The organism is Actinoplanes philippinensis (genome assembly GCF_900113015.1).
In the GTDB taxonomy this organism is placed as follows: Bacteria; Actinomycetota; Actinomycetes; order Mycobacteriales; family Micromonosporaceae; genus Actinoplanes; species Actinoplanes philippinensis.
The window spans coordinates 470,242-487,182 of the sequence record NZ_FONV01000005.1; the positions used below are offsets into that span (position 1 = coordinate 470,242).

At 69.3% G+C, this 16,941-nt stretch carries 10 protein-coding genes; 7 read left to right on the forward strand and 3 right to left on the reverse strand.

The features are described 5' to 3' along the window. Nucleotides 1–98 precede the first annotated feature (98 nt). From BM290_RS15490 to BM290_RS15520, 7 genes are all read left to right on the forward strand, one after another. Nucleotides 99–1,088 carry a LacI family DNA-binding transcriptional regulator gene (locus tag BM290_RS15490; protein ID WP_093614449.1) on the forward strand — a complete coding sequence of 330 codons (990 nt, stop codon included), beginning with the start codon at nt 99–101 and terminating at the stop codon, nt 1,086–1,088. 329 nt (nt 1,089–1,417) lie between these two features. Further along, nucleotides 1,418–2,800 (forward strand): ABC transporter substrate-binding protein, encoded by a 1,383-nt coding sequence (locus BM290_RS15495; protein WP_093614451.1) that lies wholly within the window; start codon nt 1,418–1,420, stop codon nt 2,798–2,800. Between the two features lie 2 nt (nt 2,801–2,802). Further along, the gene (locus tag BM290_RS15500; RefSeq protein WP_093614453.1) at nt 2,803–3,735 is read left to right on the forward strand and encodes a carbohydrate ABC transporter permease; all 933 of its coding nucleotides are present in this window, start codon (nt 2,803–2,805) and stop codon (nt 3,733–3,735) included. Next, entirely contained in the window at nt 3,732–4,601 is an 870-nt protein-coding gene (locus BM290_RS15505; protein WP_093614455.1) for a carbohydrate ABC transporter permease, read from the forward strand. Before BM290_RS15500 ends, BM290_RS15505 begins: the two co-directional genes overlap by 4 nt. A 5-nt stretch (nt 4,602–4,606) precedes the next feature. Then, nucleotides 4,607–6,151, forward strand: a complete 1,545-nt coding sequence (locus tag BM290_RS15510) for a glycoside hydrolase family 13 protein (RefSeq protein WP_093614457.1) — start codon at nt 4,607–4,609, stop codon at nt 6,149–6,151. 82 nt (nt 6,152–6,233) lie between these two features. After that, nucleotides 6,234–9,779: a discoidin domain-containing protein gene (locus tag BM290_RS15515; RefSeq protein WP_093614459.1), complete on the forward strand. Its 3,546-nt coding sequence runs from the start codon at nt 6,234–6,236 to the stop codon at nt 9,777–9,779. Nucleotides 9,780–9,931: 152 nt separating this feature from the next. Next, the gene (locus BM290_RS15520) at nt 9,932–10,672 is read left to right on the forward strand and encodes a ComEA family DNA-binding protein (protein ID WP_093614461.1); all 741 of its coding nucleotides are present in this window, start codon (nt 9,932–9,934) and stop codon (nt 10,670–10,672) included. A gap of 410 nt (nt 10,673–11,082) precedes the next feature. Here the strand turns inward: BM290_RS15520 and BM290_RS15525 are convergent, their stop codons facing one another. The 3 genes from BM290_RS15525 to BM290_RS15535 all read right to left on the reverse strand — a co-directional run bounded on the left by BM290_RS15525 (nt 11,083) and on the right by BM290_RS15535 (nt 16,874). Continuing rightward, nucleotides 11,083–12,126: a hypothetical protein gene (locus tag BM290_RS15525; RefSeq protein WP_093614463.1), complete on the reverse strand. Its 1,044-nt coding sequence runs from the start codon at nt 12,124–12,126 to the stop codon at nt 11,083–11,085. Nucleotides 12,127–12,362: 236 nt separating this feature from the next. Beyond that, nucleotides 12,363–14,489, reverse strand: a complete 2,127-nt coding sequence (locus BM290_RS15530) for a SulP family inorganic anion transporter (protein ID WP_093614465.1) — start codon at nt 14,487–14,489, stop codon at nt 12,363–12,365. A gap of 96 nt (nt 14,490–14,585) precedes the next feature. Next, complete coding sequence (locus BM290_RS15535; RefSeq protein ID WP_093614467.1) at nt 14,586–16,874, reverse strand: serine/threonine-protein kinase; 2,289 nt, start codon at nt 16,872–16,874, stop codon at nt 14,586–14,588. Between the last annotated feature and the right edge of the window lie 67 nt (nt 16,875–16,941).

Below are 16,941 nucleotides of genomic sequence, written 5' to 3' on the forward strand. Positions count from 1 at the left end.
GAGGGCATGCCAGCCGATCGCAAGTCCGCGCAAGCCGACCGCAATATGAGCACCAACTGCGGTTCGGTTTTTGCAAGGAATTGACGTAGGATTCCGCGGTGACCAAACGACTTGCCGAGGTGGCGAAGAAGGCCGGGGTCAGCGAGGCGACCGTCAGCCGGGTGCTCAACGGGCGCAGCGGCGTCTCCGAGGCCACCCGCACGTCGGTGCTGACCGCGCTGGACGTGCTCGGCTACGAGCGCCCGACGAAACTGCGCGGCGAGCGCGCCCGGCTCGTCGGCCTGGTGCTGCCCGAGCTGCAGAACCCGATCTTCCCGGCGCTGGCCGAGGTGGTGACCAGTTCGCTGGCGCAGCGCGGGTTCACCCCGGCGCTGTGTGCGCGCACGATCGGCGGCGTGCCCGAGTCCGACTACGTGGAGATGCTGCTGGACCACCAGGTCAGCGGGGTGATCTTCGCCGGTGGCTCGTATGCGCTGGCCGACGCCTCGCACGAGCACTATCTGCGGCTGACCGAGCGAGGGCTCCCGGTGGTGCTCGTCAACGCGGGAGTCGACGAGCTGGGCTTCCCCCGGGTGTCGACCGACGACGCGGTGGCGGTCGAGCAGGCGTATGGGCATCTGCGTTCGCTGGGGCACGAGCGGATCGGCATGGTGCTCGGGCCGGAGGGGCACATCCCGTCACGCCGCAAGCTGGTCGCGATGATCCAGGCGTCCGGCGCCGAGGCCGAGGTGGAGCGGTCGAGCTTCTCGATGGAGGGCGCCCGGGTGGCGGCCACCAAGCTGGTGGAGCGTGGCGTGACCGGCATCATCTGCGCCAGTGACGTGCTGGCTCTGGGCGCGATCCGGGCGGCGCGGCGGCTGGGGCGGGCGGTTCCGGCCGACGTCTCGGTGGTGGGCTTCGATGATTCCGCGTTCATGACCTGCACCGATCCGCCGCTGACCACGGTTCGCCAGCCGATCGAGACGATGGGCCAGGCGGCGGTGGACCTGCTGGTGAGCCAGATCGACGAGGCCCGCGAGTTCTCCGACGAGTTGCTGTTCGAGCCGGAGCTGGTGGTCCGCGGCTCAACCGGCCCGGCCCGCAGATAGAGCCGTCCCCGCGGCAGACGACGCGAGCCGCCCTGCAAGAGAGAGCAAGCGGAACCGGGTCCGACCGGCCTGCAAGCTGACAGCACAACAAGACTCCCGCGCGACAGTGGCCGGCCTCGAAAGGGGCCGGCTTTTTTGCGCCCAAAACAGACACCACCGCAAAGCAACAACGAGCAGTCGCGTTTTTGCAGAGCACGATCGAAACCTTGCGGCAACATGGGCGCGTAGTTACAGTGACTCCACTCACTACGGGAAACAGTCCTGACCGTAGTGACGACAACGCGATTCAGCGATGGCCATGGATAACCCGTTCCCGAAGGGATGGACAGATGTCCGTACCGCAGTACCGGAAGGTTGCGGCGCTAGCGCTCGTGGCCGGCCTCGGGCTCAGCCTGACGGCGTGCTCCACGAAGGGTGACGACGACGGCGGGACCGACGCCGCCGGCAAGGTCACCATCACTGTCGACTGCCAGCCGGTCGCCGCCCAGAAGGAGCTGCTGCAGAACTGGAACGCGGACGTCACCGAGTTCCAGAAGCAGAACCCCGACATCGTGATCAAGAGCATCAGCGTCGGCCAGCAGTGCAACAACCCGCCGGACTTCACGGCCCGTCTCGCCGGTGGCACCACGACCGACGTCTTCTACGGCTACATGACCGACCTGCAGCAGGTGCTGGACTCGGGTCAGGCGCTGGACATCACGCCGTACGTCAGCAAGGACACCATCGCCACGTGGGACAGCGTCGACCCGGCGCTGAAGGAGGTCTTCACCGACGGCGGCAAGCTGTACGGCGTACCGGTGAAGAATTATTCGATGGGTCTGGTCTACAACAAGGTCCTGTTCCAGAAGGCCGGTCTGGACGTCAACAACCCGCCGAAGACCTGGCCCGAGGTGCGTGAGGCGGCCAAGAAGATCACCGCCGCGGACAGCAGCGTGGCCGGTTACGCCGAGTACAGCGCGGGCAACACCGGCGGCTGGCACTTCACCTCGCTGCTCTACTCGCAGGGCGGGCGGGTCCTCTCCGAGGACGGCAAGAAGGCCGCGTTCAACACCCCCGAGGGCAAGCAGGTCCTGCAGAACCTCAAGGACATGCGGTACGGCGACAACTCGATGGGCAGCCGTCAGCTCCTGCAGTGGGGTGACCTGCTGACCAACGCCGCCGCCGGCAAGGTGGGCATGTTCATCGGCGCGCCGGACACCACCCAGGCGATCGTCAGCCAGTTCAAGGGCAAGTTCGAGGACTGGGCGGTGGCTCCGCTGCCGGGCCAGACCGACCTGGCGAAGGGCACGCTCGGTGGCGGCGAGGGCTACTTCTTCAAGAAGGACCTCACTCCGGAGCAGGTCAAGGCCGGCCTGAAGTGGGTCGCCTACCAGAAGCTCACCCCGGGCAAGGGCCAGCTCGACTACGTGCGGGCCAAGCCGCAGAACTACCCGGTCGGCCTGCCGCAGCCGCTGCTGTTCGCGAACGGGACCGAGGCGCAGAAGCAGGAGTTCGACCTGCGTAAGGCCAACGCGAACGTGCCGGTGGAGAACTTCGCGCTCTTCGAGGCCAAGCAGCTGCCGATCGTGGGCGAGCCGCGGGACGCCCAGGCGATCTACGCGGTCCTCGACTCGGCGATGTCCGGTGTCCTGACCGACCCGAACGCGAACGTCGACGCCCTGCTCAAGACCGCTGAGGAAAAGGTCAACCAGCTTCTGGCGGCCGGTAGCTGAGGATGGCCGTCATCACCGCCCCCGCCCCGGTGAAAGCCGAGGCGGGGGTCTCCTCGAAGACCAACCGCAAACTGCGGGACAACCTGACCGGGCACGCCTTCCTGATCGGCGCGGTCGTCTGCTTCGGCGTCTTCATGTGGTTCCCGATGATCCGCGGCATCGTGATGAGCTTCCAGCGCACCCGGCGCGGCGTGACGAGCTGGGTGGGTTGGGACAACTATCTCCGCATCGTCGAGGACCCGAGTTTCTGGGTCGCCTGGAAGAACACCTTCTACTTCACCGGGCTGGCGCTGGTCGTCGGCTTCGCGGTCCCGTTCTTCGTGGCGATCCTGCTCAACGAGTTCCGGCACGCCAAGGGCTACCTGCGGGTGCTGGTCTACCTGCCGGTCATGCTGCCCCCGGCGTCGGCGCTCTACCTGTTCAAGTACTACGCGTACGACCCGAGCGAGGCCGGTCTCTTCAACGCGGTGCTGAAGTTCCTCCACCTGCCCACGTCGGAGTGGATGCAGTCACCGACGATGACGATGCCGGCCATGGTGCTCGCGTCGACCTGGATGAACATGGGCGGCGCGGTGCTGATCTATCTGGCGGCGCTGCAGGGCATTCCCGGCGATCTGTACGAGGCGGCCGAGCTCGACGGCGCCGGCCTCTGGAAACGGATCTGGCACGTGACGATCCCGCAGACCCGCCTGATCCTGGCGCTGCTGGCGATGATGCAGATCGTCGCGACCATGCAGCTGTTCATCGAGCCGCTGATCCTGGCCAACGGGGCCGGCACACAGGACTCGGCCACGTCGGTGGCGTACCTGATCTACCAGCACGGCTTCTTCCAGAACGACCTCAACGGCGCCGCCGCCCTGGGCGTGATCATGCTCCTGGTGCTGGCCGCCTTCTCCGCGGTGTATCTGCGGCTGAGCACCAGGGACGACTCATGAGCACTCGCACCCTCGTCTCCTCCACACAGCTGAAGAAGGGCCGGGCCGTCTACTGGACGCTGCTGGCCCTGGTGGTCTCGGTGTTCACCCTGGTCTTCATCGGGCCGCTCTACTGGATGGTCACCGGGGCGCTCAAGACGGCGCAGGAGGTGGCGCAGACCCCGCCGACGCTGTTCCCGCAGGATCCGCGGCTGTCCAACTACGTCGACGCGTGGATGCAGCTGGACCTGGCCAAACTGCTGTTCAACACGTTCTACTACGCGGCCGGGGCGGTGGTCTTCCAGCTCGTCTTCGACACCGCCGCGGCGTACGCGCTGTCCAAGCTCCGCCCGGCCCTCGGCAACGTGATCCTCGGCGCGATGCTGGCCACCCTGATGATTCCGGCGATGGTGCTGATCGTCCCGCAGTACCAGACGGTGATCAATCTGCCGGTGCTGAACATCAGCCTGCTGGACTCGCCGTTCGCGATCTGGCTGCCGATGGTGGCGAACGCGTTCAACATCTTCCTGCTCAAGCGGTTCTTCGACTCGATCCCGGAGGAGCTGATGCAGGCGGCGTTCATCGACGGGGCGTCGCCGTTGCGTACCCTCTGGTCGATCATCCTGCCGATGTCGCGGCCGATCCTCGGCGTGGTGGCGATCTTCGCGGTGACCGCGGTGTGGAAGGACTTCCTCTGGCCACTGCTGGTCATGCCGCATCCGGACACCCGCACGGTGAGCGTCGGCATCTACAGCTTCGCGGCCGGGACCCCGCAGAACATCGTGATCGCGGCTTCGGTGATCGCCGCGCTCCCGACCGTGATCATCTTCTTGATCTTCCAGCGCAACATCATGTCCGGCCTGACCACAGGCAGCCTCAAGGGATGAGCGGGATGACGAATCAGTGGTGGCGTGACGCGGTGATCTACCAGGTCTATCCGCGCAGTTTCGCCGACGGCGACGGTGACGGGGTCGGTGACATCGCCGGCGTGCGTGCGCGGCTCGGTCACCTGCGAGATCTCGGGGTCGATGCGATCTGGATGAGCCCGTGGTACCCGTCGCCGATGGCCGACGCCGGGTACGACGTCTCCGATTTCCGCGACATCGACCCGGTCTTCGGCACGCTGTCCGAGGCGGAGGCGCTGATCGCGGAGGCGCACGAGGCCGGCATCCGGATCATCATCGACATCGTCCCGAATCACATCTCCAGCGAGCACCCGTGGTTCAAGGCGGCGCTGGCGAGCGAAACGGCACCGGAACGCGAATACTTTTGGTTTCGTAAAAGCCAAAATATGCCCACAAAATGGATCGGGGAATTCGGCGGAACCGCGTGGACCCGGGTCGACGAGGACACCTGGTACCTGCATCTGTTCACACCGGAACAGCCGGATCTCAACTGGGACCATCCGGTCGTCCGGGAGGAGTTCGAGAGCATCCTGCGGTTCTGGTTCGACCGGGGCGCCGACGGCATCCGGATCGACTCGGCGGCGCTGCTCTTCAAGGATCCGGCACTGCCCGAGGTGACCGACGGCGAGCCGCACCCGTTCCACGACCTGGACGCGGTGCACGACGTCTACCGGTCGTGGCGGCGGATCGCCGACGAGTACGCCGACCGGGCGCTGATCGGCGAGGTCTGGATGCCGGACGTCGAACGGTTCACCAACTATCTGCGTCCGGACGAGCTGCACGCGGCGTTCAACTTCGACTTCCTCGGGTGCGCCTGGGACCCGTACCTCATGCGCTCCTGCATCGATCGCACGCTGGACGCGCACGCCCGCATCGGGGCGCCGCCCACCTGGGTCCTGTCGAACCACGACGTGACCCGGCATGTCACCCGGTACGGCCGGACCGACACCACGTTCAGCTTCGAGAACAATCTGGACGGCACCCCGGTCGACCTGGAGCTGGGGACGCGCCGGGCCCGGGCGGCGGCGCTGCTCACCCTCTCGCTGCCCGGTTCGGCCTACGTCTACCAGGGCGAGGAGCTCGGCCTGTGGGAGAACGAGAGCATTCCTGAAGATCAAATTCAGGATCCGATGTACGCCCGGAGAGGCCACACCCGTGACGGGTGCCGGGTGCCGCTGCCGTGGTCCGGCGACGAGCCGCCGTTCGACTTCACCACCGGCGCCCCGTGGCTGCCGCAGCCGGCCGAGTGGAAGGACCGGACCGTCGAGGCGCAGACCGGTGACCCCAGTTCGATGCTCGAGCTCTACCGGTCGGCGATCCGTCTGCGCGCCTTCAAGGATCAGCGCTTCGCCTGGCTGGACCGCGGCGAGGGGGTTCTCGCCTGGACCCGCGGCGCCGATTTCGCCTGCGTGCTCAACCTCTCCGGCGCGCCCGTCCCCCTGCCGGAGCACGAGTCCGTCCTGCTCGCCAGCGGGCCCTTCGACGGTGACCTCCTCCCGCAGGACACCGCGGCCTGGCTGCGGCTGAAGTAACAGGCGTCCGGGCGGGCGGCACCCACCGAAGCCGCCCGCCCGGCGATCACCACCTCTCACGGAAGAAAGGTGCGCTCCCCCGATGTCCAGATTGTCCCGAAGAATCCTGGCCACGGTGGCGGTGACGAGCGTGGTCGCCGCGCTCGTCCACGCCCCCGCGGCACTGGCCGCCGGCCCGAACCTGGCAGCCGGCAAGACCTTCAGCGCCAGCAGCTTCACCGACGTCTACCCGGCCGGCAACGCCGGCGACGGCAACCCCAACACCTACTGGGAGAGCAACAACAACGCCTTCCCGCAGTGGCTGCAGGTCGACCTGGGCACGTCCACCCCGGTCAACCAGGCGGTCCTCAAACTGCCGCCGGCCACCGCCTGGAACACCCGCACCGAGACCCTGACGATCCAGGGCAGCACCGACGGCAACACGTTCAGCACCCTGAAGGCGAGCGCCGGCTACACCTTCAACCCGTCCTCCGGCAACACGGTGACCGTCGACTTCACCACCACGAGCGCGCGGTTCGTGCGGCTCAGTTTCACCGGCAACACCGCCTGGCCGGCCGGGCAGCTGTCCGAACTGGAGATCTACGGCCCGGTCAGCGGCGACAGCCAGGCCCCCAGCGCGCCGGGAGGTCTCGCCTACACCCAGCCGGCGAGCGGGCAGATCCGGCTCACCTGGAACGCGTCGACCGACAACGTGGGCGTGACCGGTTACGACGTCTACGCGAACGGGGTTCTGCGTACCTCTCTCGGCACGGTGCTGACGTTCACCGACAGCCAGCCGGACTCGGCGACCGTCACCTACGCGGTGCGCGCCCGCGACGCGGCCGGGAACGTGTCCGCCGACAGCAACACGGTGACCCGTAACGGCACCCCGCAGACCGGCACGGACCTGGCGGCCGGCAAGCCGATCGAGGCGTCGTCGGTCGTCCACACCTTCGTGGCGGCGAACGCGAACGACGGTGACACCGGCACCTACTGGGAGGGCAGCGGGTACCCGGCGAACCTGACGGTGAAGCTGGGCGCGAACGCGAGCGTCTCCTCGGTGGTGGTCAAGCTGAACCCGTCGAGCGCGTGGGGCACCCGGCAGCAGACGTTCTCCGTCCTCGGGCGGGAGCAGTCGGGGTCCGCCTACACGACCATCGCGGGCTCCGCGGCGTACACCTTCAATCCCTCGACCGGCAACACGGTGACCGTGCCGGTCTCCGCGACCACCGCGGACGTCCGGCTCTCCTTCACCGCGAACACCGGCGCGCCCAGCGGCCAGGTCGCGGAACTGCAGGTCATCGGTGCCGCGGCACCCAACCCGGACCTGACGATCACGTCGACCGCCTACGCACCGGCCGCACCGGTGGAGACGGACGCGATCACCGCGTCGGCCACGGTCCGCAACGCGGGCACCGCATCGTCGGCCGCCTCCAACGTCAACTTCTATCTGGGTACGGCCAAAGTCGGCACCGTGGCGGTGCCGGCCCTCACCGCCGGCCAGTCACAGACGGTGAGTACGAGCATCGGCGCCCGCGACGCCGGCAGCTACCAGCTGTCCGCGAAGGTCGACGAGGCCGGCGCGATCTTCGAGACCAACGAGGCGAACAACACCTGGACCCACCCGTCCGCGCTCGTCGTCACCCCGGTGAGCAGCGCCGACCTGGTCGCCTCGGCGGTCACGTGGAACCCGGGCACCCCCGCGGCCGGCAACGCTGTCGCGTTCTCGGTGACCCTGAAGAACCAGGGCTCCGCGGCGACGTCGTCCGGTGCGCACGGGGTCACGCTGACGATCCTCAACGGCTCGACGACGGTCCGCACCCTGACCGGCTCGTGGACCGGGACGCTCGCGGCCGGCGCCTCGACCGTGCTCAACCTGGGCTCGTGGACCGCGGTGAACGGCCGTTACACGGTCCGGACCGTGGTGGCGGCGGACTCCGCGGAGTTGCCCGTGAAGCAGGCCAACAACACCAGCGAGAAGCCGTTCTTCGTGGGTCGCGGCGCGAACCTGCCGTTCGACTTCTACGAGGCCGAGGACGGCCAGATCGGTGGCGGCGCGGCGGTCGTCGGCCCGAACCGGATCGTCGGCAACCTGGCCGGTGAGGCGTCCGGACGCAAGGCGGTCACGCTGAACCAGACCGGCTCGTACGTCCAGTGGACGACCCGGGCGGCAACGAACACCGTTGTCGCGCGTTTCTCCATCCCGGACGGCACGACCAGCTCGATCAACGTGTACGTCAACGGGACGCTCACCAAGACGATGCCGCTGACCTCGAAGTACGCGTGGCTGTACGGCAGTGAGTCGTCACCGCAGAACTCCGGCAGCGGGCCGCGCCACATCTACGACGAAGCCAACATCATGTTGACTGGATCAATACCTGCCGGAAGTACAGTCAAGCTACAGAAGGATGCAGTCAACACGGGCAACATCGCGATCGACTTCATCAACCTGGAGCAGGTCGCCCCGATCGCCAACCCGGACGCCTCGAAGTACGTCGTTCCGAACGGCTTCGACCAGCAGTCGGTGCAGGCGGCTCTGGACGCGGCCCGTCAGGACACGTCCAAGCTGGGCGTCTACCTGCCGGCCGGCGACTACCAGACGAGCAACAAGTTCCAGGTGTACGGCCGGTCCGTCAAGGTCGTCGGCGCCGGACCGTGGTACACCCGCTTCTACACGCCGTCCACCCAGAGCGAGACGGACGCCGGCTTCCGGGCCGACGCGACGGCCAACGGGTCGACGTTCGCGGACTTCGCGTTCTTCGGCAACTACACGATCCGCATCGACGGGCCGGGCAAGGTCTTCGACCTCTCCAACGTCTCCAACATCACGATCGACAACATCTGGACCGAACACGTGGTCTGCCTGTACTGGGGCGCGAACACCGACAACATGGTGATCAAGAACTCGCGGATCCGGAACACGTTCGCCGACGGGGTCAACATGACCAACGGCTCGACCGGCAACCTGGTCGACAACAACGAGGCCCGGGCCACCGGCGACGACAGCTTCGCGCTGTTCTCGGCGATCGACGCGGGCGGCTCCGACGAGATCAACAACACCTACTCGAACCTCACGTCGATCCTGACGTGGCGGGCGGCGGGCATCGCGGTCTACGGCGGTTACGCGAACACGTTCAAGAACATCTACATCGCGGACACCCTGGTCTACTCGGGCATCACGATCAGCTCGCTGGACTTCGGGTACCCGATGAACGGGTTCGGGGCGAGCCCGCCGACCGTGTTCGACAACATCTCGATCGTCCGGGCCGGCGGCCACTTCTGGGGCGCACAGGTCTTCCCGGCGATCTGGCTGTTCAGCGCGTCGAAGGTGTTCCAGGGCATCCGGGTCAGCAACGTGGACATCGTCGACCCCACGTACTCCGGGATCATGTTCCAGACCCAGTACAGCAACGGCCGGCCGGTGAACCCGATCACGGACACGATCTTCACCAACGTCACCATCACCGGGGCGCAGAAGAGCGGTGACGAGTACGACGCCAAGTCCGGATACGGGATCTGGGCCAACCCGCTGCCGGAAGCCGACCAGGGTCCCGCCGTCGGCTCGGCCACCTTCACCAACCTGCAGATGAGCAACAACTACCGGGACATCGAGAACCCGACCACCACGTTCACCATCACGCGCAACTAGTCGCCCGGAGCGAGCGTGCCCGCGCCGTCCGTGGCGCGGGCACGCTCGTACGATCCCGCGGCGGTCACGGGCCTGCTCAGACCGGGCCAGTTCGCCGCCCTCCCCCGTGAGGTGCGACAGAGGCGGTTGTCCGGTGGGCATACCGTCGGGATATGCAGCCCGATCCACGAGTCGCGCCCGGATGGCAACGTGAGACCCCGCCGGTGACCGGGTGGTGGTTTCTGGTGCCGCTGTTCACCTGTGGTTACGGCACGCCGGTGATGGTCCTGATCGCGGCCGCCCGACTGCGCTCCAGCCTGCACACGATCCTCGGCGTCGGCTATGTCGCCGTGATCGCGAGCCTCATCCTGGCCCGGATGATCGCGTCGCCCGGCTACGCGTCCGACGACGAGAACGCGGTGGTCGGCCTCGTCTCCCTGGTCCTGTGGATCGCCGGGACGATCCACGTGGCCGCGCTGCAGATGCGGGTCCGGGAACGCTGGTTCCGCACCGCCGCCCGATATCAGATCCCCTCCTATCCACCGCCGCCCTGGCAGCACGGCACCGGCGTGGACCCGGCCCTGGCCGCGGCGCAGTGGCGGGCCGCCCGCCGCCAGGAGGCCCGCGAGTTGCAGGCCAGCCGGCCGGCGATGGCGAACGAACTGATGATCGGCCGGCCGGATCTGCCCGGCCGGGAGTACGACGACGGCGGCCTGGTCGACGTCAACCACGTCCCCGCCGACTGGCTGGTCCGCTACCTCACCATCGACCGCGACCTGGCCGACCGGATCGTCGAAGCCCGCGACCTGCACAACGGGTTCACCTCAGCCGAGGAACTGGTCGTCTACTGCGAGGGCTTGACCCCGGCCAAGCTGGACCTGTTCCGCGATCGCCTGGTCTTCGTGCCCCGCTGACAGCCCGGAGACGCGGAGCCGGTCCACCATCTCCGGGTACCTTCCCTGCCCCGACCGATCCGGATCAGTTCCGCGACGTGGTTTCCCGCGCCCGCTCACCCTGCCCCGGCCAGCCGGGCCGCACGCGACCACACGCCGCCCCCGCCCGCTCACCCTGCCCCGGCCAGCCGGGCCGACCCACGACCGACTCCTCGACACGCCGCCCACGCCCCCTCACCCCGCCCCGGCCAGCCGGGCCGACCCGCAGCCGGCTCCTCGACACGCCGCCCACGCCCCCTCACCCTGCCCCGGCCAGCCGGGCCGACCCGCAGCCAGCTCCTCGGCACGCCGTCCGCGTTCCGCAACGCCCTGGCGGCGGGAGCGGCGCCATCGTTGACGCGGCGCCCCGCCGGCCGCCTGGGTGCCCGGCGTCATGGCGGACCGTTCTCGGTCTGCAGGAGGGTCAGCACCCGGGCCGCGTGGCGTAGGTGGTGTGCCTCCTCGGGGGCCGCCTGCTCCTGGGCCGCGGCCTGCCACGACCGTCGGCCCAGGATGCTCCGGAAGCGCCGGATCAGGCGGGCATGCTGCTCCGGAGTGCGGCCGATCTGCTCCGGGGCCCGTGTCGTCAGGTGCTCGCCGAGGCAGGCGGCCCGTCGGTAGCGCTCCAAGGTCGGCGCCATCCGGCCCAGGTGGCCGGCGTAGGCGGTGAGGACCGGGCCGGCCGCCGGATAGGAACCCAGGTCGGAGCCCATACCGCTGCCGAAGGTCATCACGGTCAGCAATCGGCCGGTGTGGTCGACCAGTTCCTCGTCCGGATCGGGCACGGTGATCGCCTCGTGCAGGCTCGCCACGATGGCGACCCGCCGGGCGAAGTAGCCGTTGAGATAGTCGCCGTCGCTGGCGTGCCGCAGCAGGAACGCGCGCACGGGGGCGAGGGTGGCGACCTCGCACAGCGCCTCGACGTAGTAGGCCCGCGCCCAGCCGTGCGCGTCCCCCGCCAGGCGGATCAGCGGCGTCATGTCGGGGGTCCGGCGCCTGATGGCACGGGCGGCGAGTGGGGCGAAACGGTCGCCCAGCCTGCCCATGGTCTCGATGTCCGGCAGATCCGCCGGGTCGGTGTCCTCGGCCAGCAGCGCCAGGCCGAGAGTGGCCGAGCACTCGTGGACGCTGTTGCGGATCAACCAGCGGCCGGCCTCCCGGACCCGGTTCGGATCGGCGTGTGACGCGGCGGCGGCGAGATGCACATTGTGGTGGATCGGCACGTCGACGTCATGGAAGGCGTCCAGCAGTTCGTCGGGCCGGGCCGCCGGCCGCGCGAAGTAGGCGTCCAGTCGGGCAGCCGCGGCGGCACCGTGGCGACGCAGGTCCTTCGGTGAACGGGTGACACAGCGGAAGCCGCGATACTCGATCGCCCGGGACTCGCCGGGCGGGCTCTGGTCGAGGGCGAACGCGAACAGCGTCCGGCGGGCGCTCACCAGGCGGGGTGGAACTCGATTCCGTCACTCATGCCAGGCAGCATGTCACATCCGCGTGCCGTGGACGGCCCGGCGCCCGGAACAGATCCGGACGCCGGGCGATGGATTGACGGGTTGACTGGGTTGACGGGTTGACTGGGTTGACCAGGTTGACCAGGTTGACCGGGTTGACCGGGTTGACTGGGTTGACCGGGTTGACTGGGTTGACCGGGTTGACTGGGTTGACTGGAGTGGCGTCAGGCGGCCGGCTGGATGGCGACCGGGTGTGCCTGGCCCACGATCGGGTCCACCTCGTACATGCGGGCCTCGGCCAGGTCGAAGTACATGCCGGTCAAGCGCAGCAGACCCGCCACCTCGGCGTTACGGACGGCTGGATAGCTGCGCAGATTGCTGAGCTGCTGCATCACGTTCTCGGTGCAGCAGCGTTCCTCGTCGGCCGGGTTGCTGAACCGTACGCCGGATTGATCCAGCCAGTCCCCCAGCGCCGATCCCGGCCGTGCCGCGTCACTCATCAACGCACGCACCGCCCCGCAGCCGGAGTGGCCGCAGACCGTGATGGTGGTGACACCGAGGATGTCGACGGCGTACTCGACGGCCGCGCCGACCGAGGTGTCGCCGCCAGTGTGGGGCGGGACGATGTTGCCGATGTTGCGGACGCAGAACAGGTCACCCGGACCACTCGCGGTGATCAGGTTCGGGACCACCCGCGAGTCCGCGCAGGTGATGAAGAGCTGCTGCGGCCGCTGCCCGTCCCGGGCCAGGTCGGCGAGTTGCGGGCGGACCATCGGGGCGACCGTCCGTTCGAACTCGGCGATGCCCGCCTCCATGGCGCCGCGCCGCTGCTGGTCCATGTCCTGCCAGCGCGACCACGAGCCGACCAGCCGCGGGGTGCGTTTGCCGTCCCCGAGCCGGCCCGAGGTGGCCTGGTGGAACCAGGAGTCGTGCACCTCACGTACGGTGACCGAGCCGCCTGATCGTTCGTGCCCGGACCGCCAGTCGCGGATCGTCTCGAACGCCCCGTGGTCGAGATAGTCCAGGTGCAACTCGATGTCGACGTCAGCGCCGGCCGGCAGTGCGCCCAGCTCCCGGCTGAGCCGGGCCGACTCGACGAACGACAGGGTGCCGTGGATGGTGACGAGCCACTGCCCGGGCGCGCGTTCGACCCGGCGGATCTCCGAGCGGGTGAGCCGCCAGAGGATCAGCACGGCCGCGCAGATCATGCCGAGCGCCACGCCGGTGAGCAGGTCGGTGAAGACCACGCCGAGGGCGGTGAGCAGGTAGGTGGGCAGTTCTCGGTGCCGGGCGTAGGTGCGGATCTGGCCGAGGTCGACCAGCCGCAACCCGACGACGATGAGCACGGCTGCCAGCACCGCCATCGGGATGGTCTCCAGCAGGTCGGCGAAGAGGAGCACGAACGCCGCGATCCAGAGGCCGTGCATGATCGCCGAGGCACGGGTACGGGCGCCGGCCGCCACGTTCGTGGAGCTGCGCACGATCACACCGGTCACCGGCAGGCCGCCGAGCAGCCCGGAGGCGGTGTTGGCGACGCCCTGGCCGACCAGTTCACGGTTGAGGTCGGCTCGTGGGCCGTCGTGCAGCCGGTCGACGGCGACCGCGGAGAGCAGGGATTCGACGCTGGCGACGATCGCGATGGTCAGCACCGCGACGGTGATCTCGCGCAGCGGGGCGTCCGGCCAGGCCGGGCGGATCAGGCCGGTCAGCGGCTCGTCGGGCAGGCTGACCCGCTCCACGTCGGCGTTCATGGCGGCGGCGAGCGCGGTCATCGACACCACGGCGACCAGAGCGGCGGGCAGCAGGGAGAAGCGGACCAGGCGCGGCCAGAGCACCAGGATCGCCACGGTCAGGACACCGAGCAGGGCGGCCGCGCCGTGGTGGTCGAGCATCTGGCCGGGCAGGTCGATCAGGTTCTGCCAGGCCGAACTCTGCGGCGCGCCGCCGAGCATCACGTGGATCTGGCTGAGCGCGATGACCAGGCCGATGCCGGCGAGCATGCCGTGCACGACGGCCGGGGACAGGGCCAGGGCGGCGCGGCCCAGGCGGGAGGCGCCGAGAGCGATCTGGACGAGGCCGGCGACGGCGACGATGGCCGCCGTGCCGGCGAAACCGAAGTCGGCGACGGTGCCGGCGACGATCACGGTGAGGCCGGCGGCGGGGCCGCTGACCTGTAACGGGGCGCCGCCGAGGGCGCCCGCGACGACGCCGCCGACCACGGCGGCGACCAATCCTGCGAGTAGGGGCGCACCCGAGGCCGCGGCGATGCCGAGGGACAACGGGATGGCGATCAGGAACACGACGATGGACGCCGGCAAGTCCCGGCGCAAGAACTGCGTCAAGTCGGACATTTCGGCAATGTACCCAATGATGGTTAACGGGTCATTACGTAAACGCCCCTTACAGAAAACCCACAGGAAGTGCGAAAACCCCAGCAAAGACCACGATCATGGGGTACGGCTGACCCGCTCGTAAGTGTCGGTGGAGGTGTCCTCGTCGCCGTAGACGGTGAGCGCGGTGTCCGAACAGATGTACGTCAGGGCGTACGAGGTGGTCGGGTTGGTCACCTTGATCGACTGGTTCGTCCCGTTGCGCTTCATCTTGTACGTAGGCCCGCCCGAGAACCCGCTCGCATAAAGCTTGCCGTTACGGCTCTGCATCTTCGACTTCCGGACGCCGCGCAGCGTCTCGACGTACTTGTTGCCGTTGATCGTCGCGGTCAGGGACGACGAGCGGCTGTAGTCCTCGATGGCGGAACCGTCCTCCCGGATGTGCATCAGCACGCCGCCCTTGCTGGTGAAGACCTTGTCCACGCCCTCGAAGTGGTTGACCACCTGCACCGACACCGACCGCCACGTACCGACCAGGCAGGCGTCCAGGTTCGGGTTGACCGGCTTCACCGGCTGCGCCACCGCGGCGGCCGACACCGGGGCCGACGGCGCCGCACTCCCCGCACCGGCGCTGGGCGCGGCGCCGGCCGCCTCACCGGAGGACCCGGAGTCCGGCCAGAACAGCCGCACCGAGCCACCCGCCAGCAGCACCCCGGCGACGACGGCGGCGACCGGCCACACCCGGGTCCGGCCGGACCGGCGCGCCCCGGGCGCCACCCCGGGATGAGCGGGCAACGGAGTCACCCGCCGCCCGCCCGACCCCGATTCCCGCAGCATCGCCGGCGCGACAACGAGACCGGTGGTGTCGTCACCTCCACTGCCGAGGTCCACCGTCCGCGGCGCAACGCCTCCGCCTTCCACATCAGCGTCGCCGGACCCAGCCGCCCCGCCGGTGCCATCCCCAGCCCCACCATGGGCGGTGGAGGCGGTGACGGCGGCCGGCACCGAAGCGGCGGCGGAGGCAGTGCCGGCGGCCGGAGCCGAATCGGCAGCGGAAGCAGCACCGGCGGCCGAAGCCGAATCGGCAGCGGGAGCAGCACCGGCGGCCGAGGCCGTAGCGGCGGCCGGAGCTGCGGTGGAGATGGCAACGGTGGCCGAGGCGGGACCGGCGGGGAGTGCAGGGTCGGCGGTCGGATCGGCGACGGTGACCGGCTCGGCGTCGGCGGCCGATTCGGTGACGGCGGTGGTGGCGGACTCGACCGCCGCAACGGTGGCCGCGGCCGAGGCGGTGCCACTGGCGGATTCCACCGCGACGACGGATGGGGTGGCGGGTTCCACCGCGGCGACGGATGCGGTGGCGGGTTCCACCGCGGCGACGGATGCGGTGGCGGGTTCCACCGCGGCGACGGTTACCGGGTCCGGGCCGGGGGCGCCGACCACCGCCGGCACGCCGGGGCCCTGCTGCTGGGCCGTCGGCGCGGCGAGGGTCGGGGACGGGGCCACCAGGGTTCCCGGCAAGCCGTCCGGGGTGTCTTCGGGCCGGGTCTGCCGTAGCGGCCACCAGCGGGGCCGGCGACGGGCCCCGGAGTCGGTCGTGTCGGCTGTCCGGGCCACGTTGGCCAGTAGTTCGCGGGCCTGTTCGGCGCCGAGACGGCGGATCGGGTCCTTGTCCAGCAGGCCCTTGATCACCGGCCAGAGCCGTCCGGCATGGGCCGGGGACTCCGGGCGGTGGTGCAGGATCGCGGCCAGCGTGGACTGGGTGTCCTCCCGCTGGAACGGTGACCGGCCGGTCACCGCCGTGTACAGCGTCACGCCCAGCGACCACATGTCGGCGGCTGCCGTCGCCGGCTGCCCGTTGATGCGTTCCGGAGCGAGGTAGGCCGGTGAGCCGACCATCTGGCCGGTCGCGGTGAGGGCGGTCGCGTCGTCGATGGCGGCGATGCCGAAGTCGGTCAGCACCACCCGCTCGTCCTCGAGGAGGATGTTGGCGGGTTTGACGTCGCGGTGGGCGATGCCCTCCCGGTGGGCCGCCCGGAGAGCGTCGAGCACGTGCAGACCGATCTCGGCGGTTCGCCGTTCGGTGAGCAGGCCCTGCTCGGCGATGGTCTCGGCGAGGGACCGGCCGTCGACCAGCTCCATGACGATCCACGGGGCGCCGTCGTCGGTGACCACGTCGTAGACGGTGACGATGGAAGGATGCCGCAGACGCGCCGCGGCCTGCGCCTCCCGCAGGGTGCGCCGCACCTGCGACTCGGAAGGGTGGGCCGCCCCGGCGACCTCCTTGAGCGCCACCTCCCGGCCGAGCAGCGTGTCCTCGGCCTGCCAGACCGCGCCCATACCGCCGCGGCCCAGCATCCGCCCCAGCCGGTAACGCCCGGCGATCACCCGTCCCGACCCGACGCTCATGGCCCCGAATCTATCGGCCACGAGCCAGCGAACCGCCTACAGCGCGCCGCAAGCCCACCCGCCCGGG